At 72.7% G+C, this 17,579-nt stretch carries 17 protein-coding genes; 8 read left to right on the top strand and 9 right to left on the bottom strand.

The window, feature by feature from the left end; genetic code table 11:
• From ACTIFU_RS05030 to ACTIFU_RS05020, 3 genes are all read right to left on the bottom strand, one after another.
• Positions 1-224: caspase family protein (locus ACTIFU_RS05030; RefSeq protein ID WP_439577198.1), on the bottom strand; the 224-nt coding region annotated here is incomplete at its 3' end.
• Between the two features lie 130 nt (positions 225-354).
• The gene (gene fzlA, locus ACTIFU_RS05025) at positions 355-1,023 is read right to left on the bottom strand and encodes an FtsZ-binding protein FzlA (RefSeq protein WP_439577197.1); all 669 of its coding nucleotides are present in this window, start codon (positions 1,021-1,023) and stop codon (positions 355-357) included.
• A 57-nt stretch (positions 1,024-1,080) separates the two neighbouring features.
• Complete coding sequence (locus ACTIFU_RS05020) at positions 1,081-1,692, bottom strand: hypothetical protein (protein WP_439577196.1); 612 nt, start codon at positions 1,690-1,692, stop codon at positions 1,081-1,083.
• A 177-nt stretch (positions 1,693-1,869) separates the two neighbouring features.
• Between ACTIFU_RS05020 and ACTIFU_RS05015 the strand changes: the two genes are divergently transcribed.
• Together ACTIFU_RS05015 and ACTIFU_RS05010 are read left to right on the top strand one after the other, a co-directional pair.
• Positions 1,870-6,573 (top strand): NAD-glutamate dehydrogenase, encoded by a 4,704-nt coding sequence (locus ACTIFU_RS05015; RefSeq protein ID WP_439577195.1) that lies wholly within the window; start codon positions 1,870-1,872, stop codon positions 6,571-6,573.
• Positions 6,570-7,889: an MFS transporter gene (locus tag ACTIFU_RS05010; RefSeq protein WP_439577194.1), complete on the top strand. Its 1,320-nt coding sequence runs from the start codon at positions 6,570-6,572 to the stop codon at positions 7,887-7,889. The genes ACTIFU_RS05015 and ACTIFU_RS05010 overlap by 4 nt, the downstream gene beginning before the upstream one ends.
• 4 nt (positions 7,890-7,893) lie before the next feature.
• Here the strand turns inward: ACTIFU_RS05010 and ACTIFU_RS05005 are convergent, their stop codons facing one another.
• Positions 7,894-8,562 (bottom strand): CBS domain-containing protein, encoded by a 669-nt coding sequence (locus ACTIFU_RS05005; protein ID WP_439577193.1) that lies wholly within the window; start codon positions 8,560-8,562, stop codon positions 7,894-7,896.
• 265 nt (positions 8,563-8,827) lie between these two features.
• Here ACTIFU_RS05005 and ACTIFU_RS05000 point away from each other — a divergent pair, with 265 nt between their 5' ends.
• From ACTIFU_RS05000 to ACTIFU_RS04985, 4 genes are all read left to right on the top strand, one after another.
• Positions 8,828-9,169 carry an ATP-binding cassette domain-containing protein gene (locus tag ACTIFU_RS05000; RefSeq protein WP_439577192.1) on the top strand — a complete coding sequence of 114 codons (342 nt, stop codon included), beginning with the start codon at positions 8,828-8,830 and terminating at the stop codon, positions 9,167-9,169.
• Between the two features lie 64 nt (positions 9,170-9,233).
• Entirely contained in the window at positions 9,234-10,196 is a 963-nt protein-coding gene (locus tag ACTIFU_RS04995) for a YncE family protein (protein WP_439577191.1), read from the top strand.
• Positions 10,183-10,938, top strand: a complete 756-nt coding sequence (locus ACTIFU_RS04990; protein ID WP_439577190.1) for a polysaccharide deacetylase family protein — start codon at positions 10,183-10,185, stop codon at positions 10,936-10,938. The genes ACTIFU_RS04995 and ACTIFU_RS04990 overlap by 14 nt, the downstream gene beginning before the upstream one ends.
• Positions 10,935-12,059 carry a sterol desaturase family protein gene (locus ACTIFU_RS04985; protein ID WP_439577189.1) on the top strand — a complete coding sequence of 375 codons (1,125 nt, stop codon included), beginning with the start codon at positions 10,935-10,937 and terminating at the stop codon, positions 12,057-12,059. The genes ACTIFU_RS04990 and ACTIFU_RS04985 overlap by 4 nt, the downstream gene beginning before the upstream one ends.
• Here ACTIFU_RS04985 and ACTIFU_RS04980 read toward each other — a convergent pair.
• Genes ACTIFU_RS04980 through ACTIFU_RS04965 form a run of 4 tightly spaced genes read right to left on the bottom strand, consistent with a single transcriptional unit; the run spans position 12,038 to position 16,008 of the window.
• Positions 12,038-12,592 carry a DUF924 family protein gene (locus tag ACTIFU_RS04980; protein ID WP_439577188.1) on the bottom strand — a complete coding sequence of 185 codons (555 nt, stop codon included), beginning with the start codon at positions 12,590-12,592 and terminating at the stop codon, positions 12,038-12,040. The genes ACTIFU_RS04985 and ACTIFU_RS04980 overlap by 22 nt on opposite strands.
• Before the next feature lie 2 nt (positions 12,593-12,594).
• The gene (gene der, locus ACTIFU_RS04975) at positions 12,595-13,956 is read right to left on the bottom strand and encodes a ribosome biogenesis GTPase Der (RefSeq protein WP_439577187.1); all 1,362 of its coding nucleotides are present in this window, start codon (positions 13,954-13,956) and stop codon (positions 12,595-12,597) included.
• 5 nt (positions 13,957-13,961) lie between these two features.
• A complete protein-coding gene (locus tag ACTIFU_RS04970) occupies positions 13,962-15,299 on the bottom strand; it encodes an outer membrane protein assembly factor BamB family protein (RefSeq protein WP_439577186.1) in 1,338 nt (445 codons plus the stop codon).
• A gap of 4 nt (positions 15,300-15,303) precedes the next feature.
• Positions 15,304-16,008 carry a tetratricopeptide repeat protein gene (locus ACTIFU_RS04965; protein ID WP_439577185.1) on the bottom strand — a complete coding sequence of 235 codons (705 nt, stop codon included), beginning with the start codon at positions 16,006-16,008 and terminating at the stop codon, positions 15,304-15,306.
• Positions 16,009-16,211: 203 nt separating this feature from the next.
• Here ACTIFU_RS04965 and ACTIFU_RS04960 point away from each other — a divergent pair, with 203 nt between their 5' ends.
• Together ACTIFU_RS04960 and ACTIFU_RS04955 are read left to right on the top strand one after the other, a co-directional pair.
• Entirely contained in the window at positions 16,212-16,364 is a 153-nt protein-coding gene (locus ACTIFU_RS04960; RefSeq protein ID WP_439577184.1) for a hypothetical protein, read from the top strand.
• Between the two features lie 238 nt (positions 16,365-16,602).
• Entirely contained in the window at positions 16,603-16,839 is a 237-nt protein-coding gene (locus tag ACTIFU_RS04955; protein ID WP_439577183.1) for a hypothetical protein, read from the top strand.
• Between the two features lie 4 nt (positions 16,840-16,843).
• Here ACTIFU_RS04955 and ACTIFU_RS04950 read toward each other — a convergent pair.
• A partial coding sequence (locus tag ACTIFU_RS04950; protein ID WP_439577182.1) for an oligopeptide/dipeptide ABC transporter ATP-binding protein occupies positions 16,844-17,579 on the bottom strand: 736 nt, incomplete at its 5' end.

Genomic DNA, 17,579 nt, shown 5'->3' with positions numbered 1-17,579 from the left:
ATCGCGCGCTCCAGCGTCACCCGGTCGGCGTCCACCACCAGCTCGCTGTCGAAGCCGAGCCGCGTCAGCGCGGCATGGATGTCGGTCGCGTCGTTCGCAGGGTTCTCGAGCGGCGGGACCTCGACATAGGCACCGTTGCCGATCACCAGCGCCACCCGCTGCGCGAGCGCGGCGGATGCCAGGGAAATGGCGAACGCGAGCGCCAGGGCGAGCCGCGTGACCATGGCCCACGATTCCGCCACCGTTACGGCAGGGGGTCAACCGGAAACCGGGCCCCGGTCAGGACGATCGCCTTTGCCCCCCGCCCTGCGGGGGAGAGGGGGCAGAACGCGGCTCGCCCCGGGGCTTCGGTGCTCAGAAGTCGAGATCCGCGTAGTGGCCGGGCGGCGTCAGCCCCGGCACGCGATCCGCGAGCAGGGCGCGGAAGGAGGGCCGGCATTTGATGCGCGCGTACCAGTCCTTGGCGGCCGGCGAGACCGACCAGTCCACGTCGCCGAGGAAGTCGAGTGCCGAGAGATGCGCGGCAGCGGCGAGATCGGCGAGCGTCAGCACGTCTCCCGCGAGCCAGCGCCGGTGCTCGGCAAGCCAGCCGAGATAGCCGAGATGTCCGCGCAGGTTCTGGTAGCCGGCGCGGATCGTCGCGCCCTCGGGCTCGCCGCGGCCCAGCATGCGCTTCATCAGCTTCTGGAACAGCAGGTTCTCGCTCACCTCGCGGGCGAACTTGCCGTCGAACCACGCGACCAGACGGCGGCACTCGATGCGCTCATTCGCGTTGGCGCCCAGCAGCGGCGTGTCCGGATAGGTCTCCTCCAGATAGGCGCAGATCACCGCGCTGTCGGGGATCGCGAGCCCGCCCTCCTCGACCAGCACGGGCACCTGCGCGGCGGGATTGAGGGCGAGGAACTCCGGCCGCCGCTCCCACACCTTCTCGACCCGAAGCTCGAAGGCGAGCCGCTTCTCGGCGAGCGCCAGCCGCACCTTGCGCGAATAGGGCGAGAGCGGCAGGTGGTACAGGAGTCGCATCGCGTGCGCTTATCGCATGCGCGCCTCCGCGCCGGAAGCGCGCCCGACGCGATCACCTCACGGGAAGATCACGTCGTTGATCTGGCAGGTGTTGATGCGGCGCTTCTCGGCGGCGGTGTTGTTGTCGTAGACGACGCGGATGTCATAGACGCAGGTGCCGTCGCGCGGCAGCGTGACCGTGAAGGTGCGGCCGTTCGGCAGCACGTTCTGGCCGAGCCGGTCAGCGCCCCAGTTCTGGTCGCTGGCGGGCGAGACGAACAACTGCTGGATCGTGCGCCCCGAGCGGTTGACCAGCCGGAAATCGGCAATCGCCTGGGCGCCGCCGCGCGCGACCGATCCGGCCGAGGTGAACGCCACCTCGTTGACGTTGCAGACATTCACGCGTCGGCGCTCCTCGGAGCTGCCATCGGCGAACACCGCGCGGATGTCGAACACGCAGGTGCCGTCGCGGCGCGGGCGGATCGCGAAGCGCTGACCCGAGGCGAGCACGTGCTCGCCCAGCCAGTCGGTTCCCCAGCTGGTCTCGGTGGAGGGCGAGACGAAGATCTGGTTGATCGGCTTGCCGCTGGTGTTGCTGACCCAGAAATCGGGGTTCGGCTGCGCCGAGGCGCCCCACCCCACCGTCGCCATCACGGCAACGGCGATCGCAAGCCATCCGCGTCGGAGCATCGGCGCCCTCTCGGTCGCGGGCCGGCCCGGAACGGCGCCGCGTTGTTTCCGTTCTGGTCTGAGTTCTAGCGCGCCCTTCGCCGCCTCTCAAGCAGGTCGGCGCGCCATCGGGCTCGCCACGGTTGAACCGACCAGGCGGGCGCGTGACACTGCGTGCCGAGGACGAGGGAGGGGGCGATGGCACCCGAGGGCCTGGACCGCAGATTGACATCCGCGCGCCCCGAGCGCGCCGCCGTGCTCGATGGTGCGGCGGCGCTGCTGCGGCGCCGCCTGCCCGGGGCGACCGGGGAGGAGGCGACGCGCTTCCTCGCGCTCTGGGCGGCCGGCGTGCCGGACGAGGACCTCGCCGCGCGCAGCCCGGAGGATGTCGCCGGTGCCGCGCTGAGCCTGCTCGACCATGCGCGCCACCGCGCCCCCGGCCAGGCCAGCGTGCGGGTGCTGAACCCGCGCCCGGAGGCCGAGGGCTGGCGCAGCCCGCACTCGATCGCCGAGATCGTCAACGACGACATGCCGTTCCTGGTCGACTCCGCGCTCGCCGGATTCGCGATCGCGAACCGTGCGGTGCACCTGGTCGTGCACCCGATCGTGCCGGCGCGCCGCGACGCGGACGGGCGGCTGGTCGCGTTCGGCGAGGCGGCCGGCCCCGATGCGCCGCGCGAGAGCATGATGCAGATCGAGTTCGCGCAGGGAGCCGACAGCGCCGAGCTCGCGACCGTGGCTGCCGCGCTGAAGCGCGCGATGGCGGATGTCCGCGCCGCGGTCGCCGACTGGCCCGCGATGCGCGAACGGCTTGCCGAGACCATCGCCGCGCTCGACGGACTGGACGAGGACGAGGCGCGGATCGCGCGCGAGTTTCTCGCCTGGCTCGCCGACGACAACTTCGTCCTGCTCGGCTACCGCCACTACCGCCCCAGCGACGGCGGCATCATGGCCGAACCGGCTCGCTCGCTCGGCCTGCTGCGCGACGCGGCGCTGCCGGTGTTCGACGTGCTGCGTGATCCGGCGAACCTGCCGCCCGCCGTGCGCGCCTGGGCCGAGGAACGGACGCTGCTGACGGTGGCGAAGGCCAACATGCGCGCCACCGTGCACCGGCCGCAGCACTGCGACGCGATCGTGGTGAAGCGCCGCGACGCCGCCGGCCGTGTGACCGGCGCCGCGATGTTCCTGGGCCTGTTCGCCTCCAACGCCTACAACCGCAACCCGCGCTCGATCCCGTACCTGCGGGAGAAGGTCGCCGCGGTGCTGGCGATGGCCGGGCTCGACCCGAACACGCATGACGGGCGGCGGCTCTCCAACATCCTCGAGACCTATCCGCGCGACGAGCTGTTCCAGGCCGATGTGGAGGAGCTGCTCGCGACCGCGCGCGGCGTGCTCGCGCTGCAGGAGCGTCAGCGCGTGGCGATGTTCCTGCGCCGCGACCGGTTCGAGCGCTTCGTCTCCGCGATCGTCTATGTGCCGCGCGACGTGATGGACACGCGGCTCCGCGCGCGCATCGGCGAGGCGATCGCCGAGGCGTTCGAGGGACGGCTCTCCACCGCCTATATCCTGATCGGCGACTCGCCGCTCGCGCGTGTGCACTACATCGTCGCGACGACGCCCGGCGCGGTGCCGGAGGTCGACCTGCGCGGGCTCGAGCGCGCGCTGGCCGAGATCGCGCGGAGCTTCCGCGAGCGGCTGGCCGAGGCGCTGATCGCCGAGACGGGCGAGGCGGGCGCGCTCGCGGTACTTGGGCGCTGGGGCGAGGCGTTCCCGCCCGGCTATGCCGACCGGCGCACCGCACGCGAGGCGGTCGCCGACATCGCGCTCGCCGAGGCCGCGCTCGCCGCCGGCGCGCTCCAGCTCTCGCTCGCCCGGCCGCAAGGCGCCGCCCCCTGGGCGCTCGCGCTGCGCGTGGCCAACCCCGACCGGCCGGTGCCGCTCTCCGACATCCTGCCGCTGATCGAGAGCCTCGGCCTGCGCGCGCTCGAGGAGGTGCCGCACCATCTGCACACCGCCGGCGCCGGTGCGCGGCCCGTCGTGCTGCACGAGTTCGGGCTCGAGACCGAGGACCACGCCGCGTTCGACCCGGCGCGCGCGAGCGCGATCGCCGAGGCGCTGGAAGCGCTGTGGCACGGCCGTGCCGAGCCGGACGGGTTCAACCGCCTGGTCGTGCGCGCGGGCCTCGCCTGGCGCGAGGCCTGGATGCTGCGCGCGCTCTACCGCTGGCTGAAGCAGGCGGGCTTCGCGTTCAGCCAGGGCGCGGTCGAGGCGGCGCTCGCCGCCCAGCCCGAGGCGACGCGGCTGCTGGTGGATCTGTTCCATGCCCGCTTCGATCCGCATGCCGCGCGGGACACCGCGGCCGAAGCGGCGCTGGATGCACGCTGGCGCGCGGTGCTGGATGCCGTGGACAGCCCCGACGAGGACCGCATCCTGACGCGGCTGCGCACCGCCCTCGACGGCGTGGTGCGCACCAGCTTCTTCCGCGACCGGGCCGCGCCGACGATCGCCTTCAAGATCGACTCCCGCGCGGTCGGCGACCTGCCCCAACCCATGCCGTACCGCGAGATCTTCGTGCATGGCGCGCGCATGGAGGGGGTGCATCTGCGCGGCGGGCCGGTGGCGCGGGGGGGAATCCGCTGGTCGGACCGGCGCGAGGATTTCCGCACCGAGATCCTCGGGCTGATGAAGGCGCAGACGCTGAAGAACACCGTGATCGTGCCCACGGGGGCGAAGGGCGGGTTCGTGCTGAAGCGCCCGCCCGCGCCCACGGGCGATCCCGCGCGTGACCGCGAGGCGCTGATGGCCGAAGGGATCGCCTGCTACCGGCTGCTGATCGGCGCGATGCTCGACCTCACCGACAACCGGGTCGGCGGCAAGGTGGTGCCGCCCGAGCGCGTGGTGCGCCGTGACGGCGACGATCCCTACATCGTCGCCGCCGCCGACAAGGGCACCGCGACCTTCAGCGACATCGCCAATGGGATCGCGCTGGAGCGCGGCTTCTGGCTCGGCGACGCGTTCGCCTCGGGCGGCTCGAAGGGCTACGACCACAAGGGGCTCGGCATCACCGCGCGCGGCGCGTTCGTCTGCATCCGCCGCCACTTCCGCGAACTCGGCGTCGACATCGACCGCGAACCGATCGACGTGGTCGGCGTGGGCGACATGTCGGGCGACGTGTTCGGCAACGGCGTGCTGCTGTCGTCGGCGCTCAGGCTGCGCGCGGCATTCGATCACCGCCACATCTTCCTCGACCCCGATCCCGATCCGGCGGTGTCGTTCCAGGAGCGCACGCGCATGTTCGCGCTGCCGCGCTCCTCCTGGGCGGACTACGACAAGGCGACGCTCAGCGCCGGCGGCGGGGTCTATCCACGCAACGCCAAGACGGTGCCGCTCTCGGCCGAGGCGCGCGCGATGCTGGGCATCACCGCGGAGCGTCCGCCGCCGGACGTGGTGATGCGCGCGATCCTGACCATGCAGGCCGACCTGCTCTATTTCGGCGGCATCGGCACCTTCGTGAAGGCGAGCCACGAGAGCCACGGCGAGGCGGGCGACCGCGCCAACGACGCGATCCGCATCGACGCGGCCGCGCTGCGCGCGAAGGTGGTCGGCGAGGGGGCGAATCTTGCGCTCACCCAGGCCGCGCGCATCGAGGCGGCGCGGGCGGGCGTGCGCGTCGATACCGACAGCCTGCACAACTCGGCGGGCGTGGACACCTCCGACCACGAGGTGAACCTGAAGATCCTGCTCGACCTCCTGGTGCAGGAGGGCGAGCTGACCGCGAAGCAGCGCGACACGCTGCTCGTGTCGATCACCGACGACGTCGCCCGGCAGGTGCTCGCAACCAATGCGCGCCAGTCGCTCGGCGTGTCGCTGGAAGGGATGGACCCGGGGGTGGCCGGCCCGCACGCGGCGCTGATCGCGCGGCTGGAGGCCGAGGGGCGGCTCGACCGCGTGGTCGCCGGACTGCCGGATGCCGCGAGCCTCGCCGAGCGCGGCGCGGAGGGGCTGAGCCGGCCCGAGCTGATCGTGCTGCTCTCGCACGCGAAGCTGTGGCTGACCGATGCGCTGATCGGCTCGTCCCTGCCGGACGATCCGGCCTTCGCGCCCGACCTCGCCGAGTACTTCCCGCCCGCCGTGCGCGACCGCTTCCCCGGGGCGATCGCCGCGCACCCGCTGCGGCGCGACCTGGTGGCGATGCTGCTGACCAATGACCTGCTCGACCGGATGGGGCTCGCCGCCTTCGCCCGGCTCGCTGACGGGATCGCGCCGGAGGCGGCCGCGACCGCCGCGCTGGTGGCGCGCGAGGCGCTCGGCCTCGCCGCCTTGCGCGCCGGGGCGGAGGCGGAGGACCAGTCGGGCGGCGACCCCAAGGCGCTCTATCCGCGCTTCCAGGCCTGGCGGCGCGCGCAGGAGGGCGCCGCCCGCGGCTTCGTGCGCGTGCTGGCGCCCGATCTGCGCGTCGCCGATGCGGCCGGCCCGTACCGTGCGCATGTCGCGCTGCTGTTGCCGGCGCTGCTCGAGCGCGATCCGACCGGCGGCGCGGCTGCCATGGCACCGGCCATCCTGCGCCTCTCGGCCGATGCCGCCGTCGCGCCCAGCCAGGGCATGGAGGCGTGGTTCGCCGCCGGCGCCGGGCTCGGGCCGGATGCCGTGCGCGCCGCCGCGCGCCATGTCGATGCGTCCGACGGCTGGACCGCGCGCGCGCTCGCCTCGGTCGCCGATGATCTCGCCGACGCACAGGCGCGGCTCGCCGCCGCCGTGCTCGCCCAGGGCGGGGTCGAGGCAGTGCGCGCGGGCGCGGGCGCGCGCTGGGTCGCGGCCGAGCGCGTGCTGGCCGAGCTCGGCGCGCGGCCGGTGCTGCCCGCCGTCGTGGTCGCCACACGGGCGGTCGCCGCGCTCGCGTGACGGTTCCGTTCGACGACATCACGCGGCTGGCCGACCTGCCGCGCGAGCGGCGGCGCGCCGTCGTCGCGTGGTCACTCTACGACTGGGCCAACAGCGCCTTCCCGGCGGTGATCGGCACCTTCGTGTTCGCGACCTACTTCGTCCAGGCGGTCGCGGAGAGCGAGACCGTCGGCACGTCGCAGTGGGGCTTCGCGATGGCGATCGCCGGCGTGCTGATCGCGCTGCTCTCGCCGCCGCTCGGCGCGGTGGCCGACGGCGCGGGCGGCCGCAAGCCGTGGCTCGCCGGCTTTACCGTGATGGCGGTGATCACCTGCGGCGCGCTCTGGTGGGTGCGGCCCGATCCCGCCTCGGCGCCGTTCGCGCTGGCCGTGGTGGTGCTCGCGACACTGGCCTTCGAGCTCGGCACGGTGTTCTACAACGCCATGCTGGTGGACGTGGCCCCGCGACCGATGATGGGACGCATCTCCGGCTGGGGTTGGGGTGCGGGCTATGTCGGCGGGCTGTTCTGCCTGGTGCTCTGCCTGGTTCTGCTGATCCAGCCCGACCCGCCGCTGTTCCCGCTCGACCGGGGCGCGGCCGAGCACGTGCGCGCCACCAACCTGCTGGTAGCCGTCTGGTACGGCACGTTCTGCTGGCCGCTGTTCCTGATGGTGCCCGACGCGCCACGACGCGCGCCGATCCGGCAGGCGATCCGGACCGGCATGGCGGCGATGGCGCGGCTGCTGCCGGAGCTGCGTCGCCGCCCGGCCGTGACGCGCTTCCTGCTCGCGCGCCTGCTCTACACCGACGGGCTGAACACGCTGTTCAATTTCGGCGCGATCTACGCGGCCGGAACCTTCGGCATGGCCACCGACGAGATCATCCTGCTCGGCATCGCGATGAACATCACCGCCGGGATCGGCGCCGGGCTGTTCTCGTTCGTCGACGACGCGATCGGGCCGAAGCGCACGGTGCTGATCTCGCTCGGCGCGCTCGCGGCGATCGGCGCGGTGCTGCTGCTGGTCGAGGGCAAGCTCTGGTTCTGGGCGCTCGCGCTGCCGCTCGGTGTGTTCTTCGGCCCGGCCCAGGCGGCGAGCCGGACCCTGATGGCCCGCCTCGCCCCGCCCGAGCAGGCCTCGGAGTATTTCGGCCTGTTCGCGCTGTCGGGTCGGATCACCGCCTTCCTCGGCCCGGCCGCGCTCGCCTGGGCGACGGCGGCGTTCGGCAGCCAGCGCGCGGGCATGGCGACGATCCTCGTGTTCCTGCTGGGCGGTGCCGCGCTCCTGACCACGGTGCGCGAGCCGCCCAGCCGGGCGGTCGCCGCACCGTCGGAATGATCCGTCAGGAGTACACGTAGAGCGGGCCGATCACCATGTGGTCCTCGACCCGCTTCACGCCGGCCACACCCTCGGCGAGCACGCGCAGCGCGCGGCGGTACTCGTCCGTGCCGCAGTAGCCGTAGAACTCGACCACGCCTTCCTTCACCACCACCGTGGTGTAGAAGGTGCTGGCCCAGGGCTGCTTCTTCATCGCCGTCATGATGGCGCGGTAGATCCCCTCGTCGGACGTGTCGGTCATCGGTGCCTGTTGGGGCGAAACCAGCGCACGCAGCAGGTCGGCGCGCGAGACCACGCCGACCAGGCGTCCGTCGCGGGTGACGAACACGCGCCGGATGTGCTGCTTGTCCAGCAGCTCGGCGATCTCGCCCGCCGACGTCTCCTCGGTCACGGTGACGGGATTGGGCGTCATGATGTCGGCGGCGGTGCGGCCGTGGCTCTTCACGTACTGTTCCGCCATCCTGGCCGGATCGGCGAACAGGCTCTTGAAGAAGCCGGGGCTCTCGTCGCCGCGGCCGGAGACCTGCTTGATCAGGTCGCCCTCGCTCACCACGCCGAGGATCTTGCGGTCGGCGTCGGTCACCGGCACCCCGCTGACGTGCCGCTCGGCGAGCAGCCGGGCCACGCCCATCACCGGCGTGTTGGGCGCCACCGTCACGACATCCGGTGTCATCAGGTCTCGGGCTTTCATCGCAGTCCCTCCGGGCGTTCCTGTGCTGGCGGCGCAAGACTAGGATCGTCCCGGCCGCCGCGCGAGAGTATCTATGCGCCGGGCAGCCGGAAATACCTTGCCCTATGTCAATCGTGGCCCGCACGGAACGGCCGGGCCGTTTCCGCCGCGTCCTGCAGCGTTTGCGGATCGGACTGGAGACAGGCGGCCGACCGGGCCGTCGGCGATCGAGGCCGGACGGGGCCTCGGCGGCGCGCGCTTCGCGAGGGTGGTCGATGCGCGTGCCCGCCTGCCGGTCGGCGCGACGGTGGAACTCGGCGCCGACCGCTATCGGGTGGTCGGGCTGAAGGGACCCTCGGGTACCGGCAAGTCGACGCTGCTGAACGTCGTCGCCTGCGTCCTCGGATTGACCGACGGTCGGCTGGTGCGGAACGGCGAGACGGTGTGGGACGTGCGCTGGCGCGTGACGGATCTGCTCCGCCAGGTGGCGCTGGATCAGCAGGCGGCGATCCTCGTGGTGACCCACGACGAAAAGATCTTCGACCGCTTCGACCGCATGGTGGCGCTGCGCGACGGCCGGATCGAACAGGATTGGCGGCGTGCGGCGTGAACGGACGTTCCAGCAGCCAGGCGTTTCTGGTATGAAGCAGCGCGGTCGACGGAGAGACCACCTCATGCACAGGCGTTCAGTCCTTCTCGGCGCGGCGGCCCACGCCCTCGCTCTCCCCTCGGTCACCCGGGCCTCGACGCAGCCGGTCGGGCTTGTGTTCGTGCTCGACAGCCGTGACGCGACGGTCAGCGTGATCGACGCCGGGCGTGGCGACGTCGTACGCAAGGTGCCCGCCCTGCGCGAGCCGCACCATCTGGTCTACGCGCCGGACCGGTCCGAGATCGTGCTCGGCGACTCCGCCGGCAACGAGTTCCTGTTCCTCGAACCCGACACCGGCGCGATCCGCCGGACCCTGCGTGTCAGCAACCCCTATCACCTGATGTTCAGCCCGGACTCGCAGTGGCTGACGGTGGCGAGCCTGCGGCGCAACCAGATCGACCTCTACCGCGCCGACGACCTCACGCTCGTGCATCGCCTGGCGATGCCGCGCCTGCCGAGCCACATCGCCTGGTCCGGCGACAGCCGGATCACCTATGTCACGCTCCAGAACAGCAACGCGCTCGTCGCGGTGGAGGCGGAGACCGCGCGCGTGCTCTGGCGCCAGCCGACGGGCGACACGCCGGCCGGCGTGGTGATGAGCCGCGCGGGCGAGTTGCTGGTCGCGAACATGGGCGAGGACACGGTCAGCGTGATCGATCCGGAGGCCGGCCAGACGATCCGCAAGGTGCAGACGGGGGCGGGCGCCCACAACCTGTTCCCGTCGCGGGACGGGCTGTTCCTCTACGTCACCAACCGCGTCGCCGGCTCGATCACGGCGCTGGACGCGGAGACGCTGACCGTGCTCGACCAGTTTCGCGCTCCCGGCGCGCCCGACTGCCTCGACTTCTCGCCCGACGGGCGGCAGCTCTGGTTCACCCAGCGCGTCGGCAACCGGGTCGGCGTGATCGATGTCGAGACGGGTGCGCTGGTCGCGCAGATCCGCGTCGGCCGGAGCCCCCACGGCATCCTGTTCCATGCGATGGGCTAGGGTTCTCGTCGCCGTTCTCGTCCTGGCGTTACCGGCGCGTGCCGAGACCTGCCGGGGCACGCTCTACCTCACGATCGACACCGGCTGGATGGACCGCGCCGAGCAGATCGCCGAGGTGATGCGCCGCCACGACGTGAAGGCGACGCTGTTCCTCGCCGACGAACGCACCTATCGCGGCGACACCTCGCTCGCGGAGTCCTGGGCCGAGTTCTGGCGCACGCGCGCGGCCGAGGGGCACTCCTTCGGCAGCCACACGCTGCGGCACTGGTACTTCCGCGGCGATGTCGGCGAGCGTGTGCGCTACGTGCCCTGGGGTGCGCGCGCGGGCACGACGCTGGATGCCGCGCAGATGTGCGCCGAGCTGCGCGCGGTCGAGGACCGGCTGCGCGCCATGACGGGGCGCGGGCTCGATCCGATCTGGCGCGCGCCGGGCGGGCGCACCACGCCGAACGCGCTGCGCTTCGCCGAAGCCTGCGGCTTCCGTCACATCGGCTGGACCGCGCATGGCTTCCTCGGCGATGAACTGCCCTCGGATCGCTACCCCAACCGCGCGCTCCTCGCGCAGAGCCTGCGCACGATCCGCGACGGCGAGGTGCTGGTGATGCACTGGGGCATCCGCTCGCGGCAGGAGAAGTATGCCGACGTGTTCGAGGACCTGATCGTCGGGCTGAAGTCGCGCGGGTTCTGCTTCGCGACGCTGACGGAACCGACTCCGCGCCTCGCTGCGGAGGCCAACCGATGATCGAGGCGATCGCGGACGGCTACGTGGCGCTGAAGGCCGCGACCTTCGAGCACGCGCTGCTGCCGGCCCTCTACGCCGCCGGGCTGATGGCGTGGGAGGAGGACGCCTCCGAGTGGCTCGACTTCGCGCTGATGGGTGCGCTTGCGGTGCTGGTGTCGATCGCGGTCTGCGCCCCGCTGGAGCGCCTCCGCCCGGTCGAGCACAGGGAGGGCGAGACGTCCACCGTCGGCACCGACGTCACCTACACGCTGCTCAACCGGCTCGGGCTGTTGCCGCTGTTCGCCTTCGTCATCCTCCTGCCGGCGGAGACCGCCTGGGCGGCGGGGCTGGCGCGACTCGGCATCATCCCGCCGACGCTGGAGACGCTGGTGCCGGCGCTGCGCGAGTGGCCGGTCGTCACCTTCCTGCTCTATGTCGTCATCCTCGACTTCGCCGAGTACTGGCGTCACCGGTTCCAGCACCGTTTCGGGTGGTGGTGGGCGCTGCATTCGGTGCATCACGCCCAGCGTCAGATGACGTTCTGGACCGATGACCGCAACCACCTGTTCGACGACATCATCGCGGCACTCTGGTTCGCCGGCGTCGCCACGCTGATCGGCGTGCCGCCCGGCCAGTTCCCGCTGCTGGTGCTGGTCATGCGCGTGGCCGAGAGCCTGAGCCATGCCAATGTGCGGCTCGATTTCGGCCGGTTCGGGCGGTTCGTCATCGTCAGCCCGCATTTCCACCGCGTGCATCACGCGCTCGACCACGACGCCGGGATGCCGGCGCGTGTGCACGGCACGAACTTCGCCGTGCTGCTGCCGATCTGGGACGTGATGTTCGGCACGGCGCGGTTCTCGCGCGGCTATCCACGCACGGGTGACACCTCGGGCAGCGAGCGCCTTGCCACCGGGTCGTGGTGGGGCACGCAGGTGGAGGGGGCGAAGCGGCTGGTACGGACGCTCGCAGGGCGAGAGGCCGCCCCTCACCCTGACCCTCTCCCGCTGCGGTCCCCCATCGCGGCAAGCCGCGATGGGACCCGTGCGCGGGAGAGGGAACCCGGAGGCGACGCTGCGTCCCCTCTCCCGCGTGCGGGAGAGGGTCAGGGTGAGGGTGCCCGTCAGAACCCCGCGCCGGGCTGAGCGAGGTACGCGGTCTCCGCCTCGGTGCTGTCGCGGCCCAGCGCGGCGTTCCGGTGCGGGAACCGGCCGAAGCGGCGGATGACGTCGAGATGCGCCTCGGCGTATTTCAGGTACTCGCCCTCGTTCGCCCGCTCGCGGAACAGCCGCACCGAGAGCTCCTGGTCCGCCAGATCCTCGCTGTGCTCGAACGGCAGGTAGAGGAACACGCGCCGCTCGACCGGCAGCTCCAGATCCCAGCCGCGCTCCTGCACGATCCGCGCGACCCGCCGCGCCTCGGCATCGTGGGCAAACGCGCGCGCGGTGCCGCGGAAGATGTTGCGCGGTACCTGGTCCAACAGCAGCGCCAGCGCGAGCGCGCCGTCGCGGTCCCCTTCCCACGCCGCGAGATCGCCGCGCGACGCGGCCTCAAGCGCCGGGCCGAGTACCGCGCGCACCTCGTCGTCGAACGCCGTGCCGCCATTGAACCATTTCGGCTTCGTCTCGGGGTCGAACCAGAACCCCAGCACATCCTCGGGCGTGGTCGCGATGCCCATCCTCACTCCCCCTCGACATACGGGTTGCGCGAACTGCGCAGCGTCAGGCGGATCGGCACGCCCTCCAGCCCCAGCGCCTCGCGCAGCCCGTTCAGCAGGTAGCGCACGTAGTCGTCCGGCAGCTTGCCGGTGCGGGTGCCGAACACCACGAAGCTGGGCGGGCGCGCCTTGACCTGGGTGATGTAGCGGAGCTTCAGCCGCCGCCCGTCCACCAGCGGTGGCGGGTGGCGCTCGATCGCGGTCGCGAACCAGCGGTTGAGCGCCCCCGTGGGCACGCGAGAGTTCCACGCCTCGTAAGCCTTCCACACCGCGGGCATCAGCTTGTCCACGCCCGCACCGGACAGCGCCGAGAGCGGCACCACCGGCACGCCCTTGAGCTGGGCGAAGCCGGTCGAGAGGCGATCGGCGATCGCGCGGCGACGGTCGTTGCGTGCCTTCACCGGCACGAGATCCCACTTGTTCAGCGCCAGCACCAGCGCGCGGCCCTCGCGCTCGGCGAGCGTGGCGATGGCGATGTCCTGCGCCTCCAAGGGCGCGAGCGCATCGAGCACCAGCACCACCACCTCGGCCTCGCGCAGCGCGGCGATGGTGGCGGCGGTGGAGAGCTTCTCCAGCTTCTCGGTCACGCGCGCGCGCCTTCGCAACCCGGCCGTGTCGACCAGCCGCACGAGCCGCCCCTCGGCGTCGCGCCAGGGCAGGGCGATCGCGTCGCGGGTGATGCCGGGCTCCGGCCCGGTGAGCAGCCGTTCCTCGCCGATCAGCCGGTTCACCAGCGTGGACTTGCCGGCGTTCGGCCGGCCGACGACGGCAAGCCGGAGCGGCCGTTCGCTGCCCGCCTCGCCCTCGGCCGCCTCCGCGACCTCGGGAGCAGCGCCCAGCGCCTCGCGGACGCGGTCGTGCAACTCGCCCAGCCCCTCGCCATGCTCGGCCGAGACCGCGACCGGCTCGCCGAACCCGAGCGCGAAGGCGTCGTAGTAGCCGCCTTCGCCCGCCCGCCCCTCGGCCTTGTTTGCGACCAGGATCGCAGGCTTGCCGGTCCGCCGCAGCCAGGTGGCGAAATGGCGGTCCGCCGGGGTCAGCCCCTCGCGGCCGTCCACCACCAACAGCACCAGGTCCGCGAGATCAACCGCACGCGCGGACCCGGCCATCATCTTGCCCGCGACCGTCTCGGGCGGCGCCTCCTCGAGCCCGGCGGTGTCGACCAGCGTCACGTCGCGCCCGCCGAGCACCGCCTCGGCCTCCTTGCGGTCGCGCGTCACCCCGGGCGTGTCGTCGACGATCGCGATCCGCCGCCGCGCGAGCCGGTTGAACAGCGTGGACTTGCCCACGTTCGGGCGCCCGACGATGGCGACGACCGGGCGCATGCCGTTCAGCGCAAGGCGACCAGGCTGGCGCCGTCCGTCAGCAGATAGACCGAGCCGTCGGCCGCGATCGGCGCGACGGTCACGCCGTCGGGCAGTCTCTGGCGGCCGAGGATCTCGCCGGTATAGGGCGAGAGCGACAGCGCCTCGCCGCGGCTCGAGGCGACCACCAGCCGGTCGCCGACCAGCAGAGGCCCGGTCCAGGTGATCGGATCGCGCCGCCGCTCCTCGTCACGGAAGCGCGGCAGCGGTGTCACCCACTTCACCCGCCCATCGGCGCGGCGCATGGCCGCGACCTCCTCCGAGGCGCTGATCATGAAGATCCACTCGCCGGCGACCCACGGGCTCTCGCGCCCTGGAATCTCGCGCTCCCAGACGCGCCGGCCCGACCGCATGTCGATCGCCATGGTCACGCCGCCGGCGCCCGCGACGATGCCGCGCCCGCGATCGATCGCCGGCCGGCCGCGCACCGCGGCGATGTCGGCGATCGATGGCCGGCCGCGGATGCCGGCGATGCCCTCGGTCCAGAGCGCGCGGCCGGTGTCGAGCCGCAGGGCGGCAACGTCGCCGTTGAGGAACCCGGCGAGCACCATGCCGTCATCGATCGCCGGCGCCGGCGCGCCGAGCAGCGTGGTGGTCTCCGCCGGGCCGCGATGGCTCCATTGCCGCTCGCCGGTATCGGCGGCATAGGCGAGCACCTGCCCCTCGACCGTCAGCACCACGACGCGCCCGTCCGCCACGCTGATCGCGCCGCGCGTCGGCGTCGGCATCGCGCTGCGCCAGATCTCCGCTCCCGTCGTGGCGTCGAACGCCATCACCTCGGCGAGCCCGGTGGCGACGAACACCCGCCCGTCGGCATAGGCGAGGCCGGCACCGAGCAGGCTGCCGCGGTTGCGCGGCGGGCGCGCATCGGCCCGCCATACCGTCCGCCCCGAGGCGGTGTCGAGCGCCGTGACTTCGGCGGTGGCATCGCAGGCATAGACGCGCCCGTCGGCAACCACCGGCGTGGTGAGCAGCGGGCGCCGCCGCGACCCGCCGGTGCCGATTCCCGTGCGCCAGGCCACCTCCAGCCTGTCGCCGGCGGCGAGATGCCCCATCACGTTCGAGGGCGTGCCGCCCGGCACCGGCCAGGCTGGATTCGCCACCGGCGGCGGCAGTTCCACCGGCATGTCGGCGAGGCTCGGATCGGCCGCCGCCTCGGCCTCGCCGGGCAGTACCGCGCGGCGCTCACCGGGCAGGGGCTGCTTCGAGTCGCCGAACGCCCAATCCCACATGCCGCAGCCCGACGTGGCGAACGGCAGCGCGGCGATCAGCCCGCGGCGCGAGAGGTGGCGGCGTCCGCGCATTGCCTCAGCTCCCGATCGCGCCGAGCATCTCGCCGGCGCGGCGGCGCACCCCCTCGGGCGCCGCGCCATCCTGCGCGAGCGCCTGGAGCAGCCGCCGCGCCTCGGCGCGGTCGCCGCGGCGCTCCGCCAGCACCGCCTGGAGCTCCATCGCCGAGAACCGGAACGCAGCCCCCTCCGCCGCGAGCGGCGCCAGCCGGTCGGCGAGCGCGCGGGGGTCGCCCGAGTCGGTCTGGTGCATCACCGCAAGCAGCGTGGCGAGGTCGCGGTAGAGCGGCGGCACGGCGGCGTCGCGCGCGAGCGTCTCGTAGAGCGCCACCGCCTCGGCGGTCTCGCCGAGGCGTGCCCTGGCCCCGGCCTCGCGCAGCCGGGCGAACACACGGTAGCCGGCGGGTGCGCCGCGCGAGAGTTCCGCGAACGTGGCGGCCGCGGAGGCCGCCTCGCCGCGGTCGGCGGCGGAGGCGGCGGCGAGGAAGCGCTCGGCCGCCTCCGTCGCCTGGCGGTGCTCGTACCACTGCCAGCCGCGCCAGCCGGCGACGCCCAGCACGACCCCGCCGGCAACCAACAGCACGATCCAGCCGTAGCGGTCCCACAGCCTCTTCGCGCGCTCCTTGCGGAGGTCTTCCTCGATCTCGTCGAAGATGTCGGCCAAATCGCTGTCCCCAGGCCCGGCCGGACGCGCAGGGCCGGGCATCACGTTCGTGCGCGCCATGCTGATGCCTCGGCGCGCGGCGCGGGAACATATCCAGCAGCGCCGGGCGGCGCAAATCGGTGCCGTCGGACCAGCCGGCGGCCGCCCGGAACCGGTATCACCGCGCCCCCGCCCGCGCGCCGGTGCCTCAGGTCGGCCAGGCGTTCGTTCGTGACCCCACTCGGCGTCTCTCCAGCCAGCCGCGCTGGTTCCGGCCCCGGCTGATGGCCTGGACGCTGTGCGTGTCCAGTGTGGTGCCGACGACGTCGCCCTTCACGCTGAGCGAGCGACCACAGATGCGTCCGGTGCTGTCCGACCGGATCGCGCAGAACAGCTGCCGCGGCCTGAACATCCTGAAGGCCGACGGCTTCACGTAGGCGGTCATGCCCGTCTGGGAGGGGATGGTCGCCGAGGCGGGTAGGGTCGGTCCGGTGATGGCAGGGTGCGCACTCCGGGCCTCGATGCTCGGGACCATCCTGGCGCGGCGCCTGGCGGAGGCGATGACCGAGCCGCGGTTCCAGCTCGGGGCGGGACGCATCGCCACCTTGATCGCATGCACCCATGTCGTGCATGGAAGCTGGATACGGGGTGGCACCCTGAGACGGAGGAACCGTGATGTCCGGTCCGATCGAGCCGCTGATCCTGGATCTGGTGGAGTTCGTCGCGGACCGTCCACGCCCCTATGCGGAGGTGATCGACGCGTGGCGCACCTCCTGCCCGCGCCTGACCGTGTGGGAGGAGGCGCTGGAGCGCGGTCTCGTCAGGCACGAGCACGATGGCGACGGCAGCGCCTGGGTGAGCGCGACCGCCGCGGGCCGCGCGGCTCTGGTGGCGGCGCGACGCGCGGCGTAGGCGGTCAGACCGTGGCGAGGTGGCACTCCACCTCGATGTCGTGGCCCGTGCGCGGCCTGGGCGGGTCGGTCCGGCACCGCTCCACCGCGACCGGGCAGCGCGGATGGAACCGGCAGCCGGGCGGGATGTTCGCCGGATCGGGCATGGCGTCGCCGAGACCGACATCGGGAATCCCGAGACCGGGCTCAGGCGTCAGCACCGACGCGAGCAGCGCCTTCGTGTACGGATGCTCGGGCGCGGCGAACAGCGCCTCGGTCGGGCGGCGCTCGACGATCCGGCCGAGATACATCACCGCGACCTCGGTGGCGACATGCTCCACCACCGCGAGATTGTGGCTGATGAACAGGTAGGTGAGCCCGAGATCGCGGCGCAGCTCGGCGAGCAGGTTCAGGATTTGCGCCTGTACCGAAACGTCGAGCGCGCTCGTCGGCTCGTCGCAGATGACGATGCGCGGGCGCAGCACGAGCGCGCGCGCGATCGCCACGCGCTGGCGCTGTCCGCCCGAGAGCTCCGCCGGCAGCCGGTTGCCCATCCCCGGGTCGAGTCCGACGCGCTCCAGCCCCTCGTTCACGCGGCGGTGAATCTCGCTGTCGGCGATGCCGCCCTGCGCCACCAGCGGCAGGGCGACGATGTCGCGGATACGCCGGCGCGGGTTGAGCGAGGAGAACGGATCCTGGAACACCGGCTGGATCAGCCGCGCCCGCGCGCGCCGGTCCATCGCCGAGAGGCGCTGGCCGTCC

Source organism: Elioraea sp. (assembly GCF_051860475.1).
In the GTDB taxonomy this organism is placed as follows: domain Bacteria; phylum Pseudomonadota; class Alphaproteobacteria; order Acetobacterales; family Acetobacteraceae; genus Elioraea.
The sequence above is the reverse complement of the archived record's forward strand: the minus strand, read 5'-3'. Positions and strand labels throughout refer to the sequence as shown.

Excerpts from the sequence above, each read along its gene's own strand:
- ACTIFU_RS04985 (WP_439577189.1), top strand. The coding sequence starts at position 10,935 with ATGATCGAGGCGATCGCGGACGGCTACGTGGCGCTGAAGGCCGCGACC.
- ACTIFU_RS04965 (WP_439577185.1), bottom strand. The coding sequence starts at position 16,008 with ATGGCGCGCACGAACGTGATGCCCGGCCCTGCGCGTCCGGCCGGGCCT.
- ACTIFU_RS04955 (WP_439577183.1), top strand. The coding sequence starts at position 16,603 with ATGTCCGGTCCGATCGAGCCGCTGATCCTGGATCTGGTGGAGTTCGTC.
- ACTIFU_RS04960 (WP_439577184.1), top strand. The coding sequence starts at position 16,212 with ATGGCCTGGACGCTGTGCGTGTCCAGTGTGGTGCCGACGACGTCGCCC.
- ACTIFU_RS05020 (WP_439577196.1), bottom strand. The coding sequence starts at position 1,692 with ATGCTCCGACGCGGATGGCTTGCGATCGCCGTTGCCGTGATGGCGACG.
- ACTIFU_RS05005 (WP_439577193.1), bottom strand. The coding sequence starts at position 8,562 with ATGACACCGGATGTCGTGACGGTGGCGCCCAACACGCCGGTGATGGGC.
- ACTIFU_RS04995 (WP_439577191.1), top strand. The coding sequence starts at position 9,234 with ATGCACAGGCGTTCAGTCCTTCTCGGCGCGGCGGCCCACGCCCTCGCT.
- ACTIFU_RS04990 (WP_439577190.1), top strand. The coding sequence starts at position 10,183 with ATGCGATGGGCTAGGGTTCTCGTCGCCGTTCTCGTCCTGGCGTTACCG.
- fzlA (WP_439577197.1), bottom strand. The coding sequence starts at position 1,023 with ATGCGACTCCTGTACCACCTGCCGCTCTCGCCCTATTCGCGCAAGGTG.
- ACTIFU_RS04980 (WP_439577188.1), bottom strand. The coding sequence starts at position 12,592 with ATGGGCATCGCGACCACGCCCGAGGATGTGCTGGGGTTCTGGTTCGAC.
- ACTIFU_RS04970 (WP_439577186.1), bottom strand. The coding sequence starts at position 15,299 with ATGCGCGGACGCCGCCACCTCTCGCGCCGCGGGCTGATCGCCGCGCTG.
- der (WP_439577187.1), bottom strand. The coding sequence starts at position 13,956 with ATGCGCCCGGTCGTCGCCATCGTCGGGCGCCCGAACGTGGGCAAGTCC.
- ACTIFU_RS05015 (WP_439577195.1), top strand. The coding sequence starts at position 1,870 with ATGGCACCCGAGGGCCTGGACCGCAGATTGACATCCGCGCGCCCCGAG.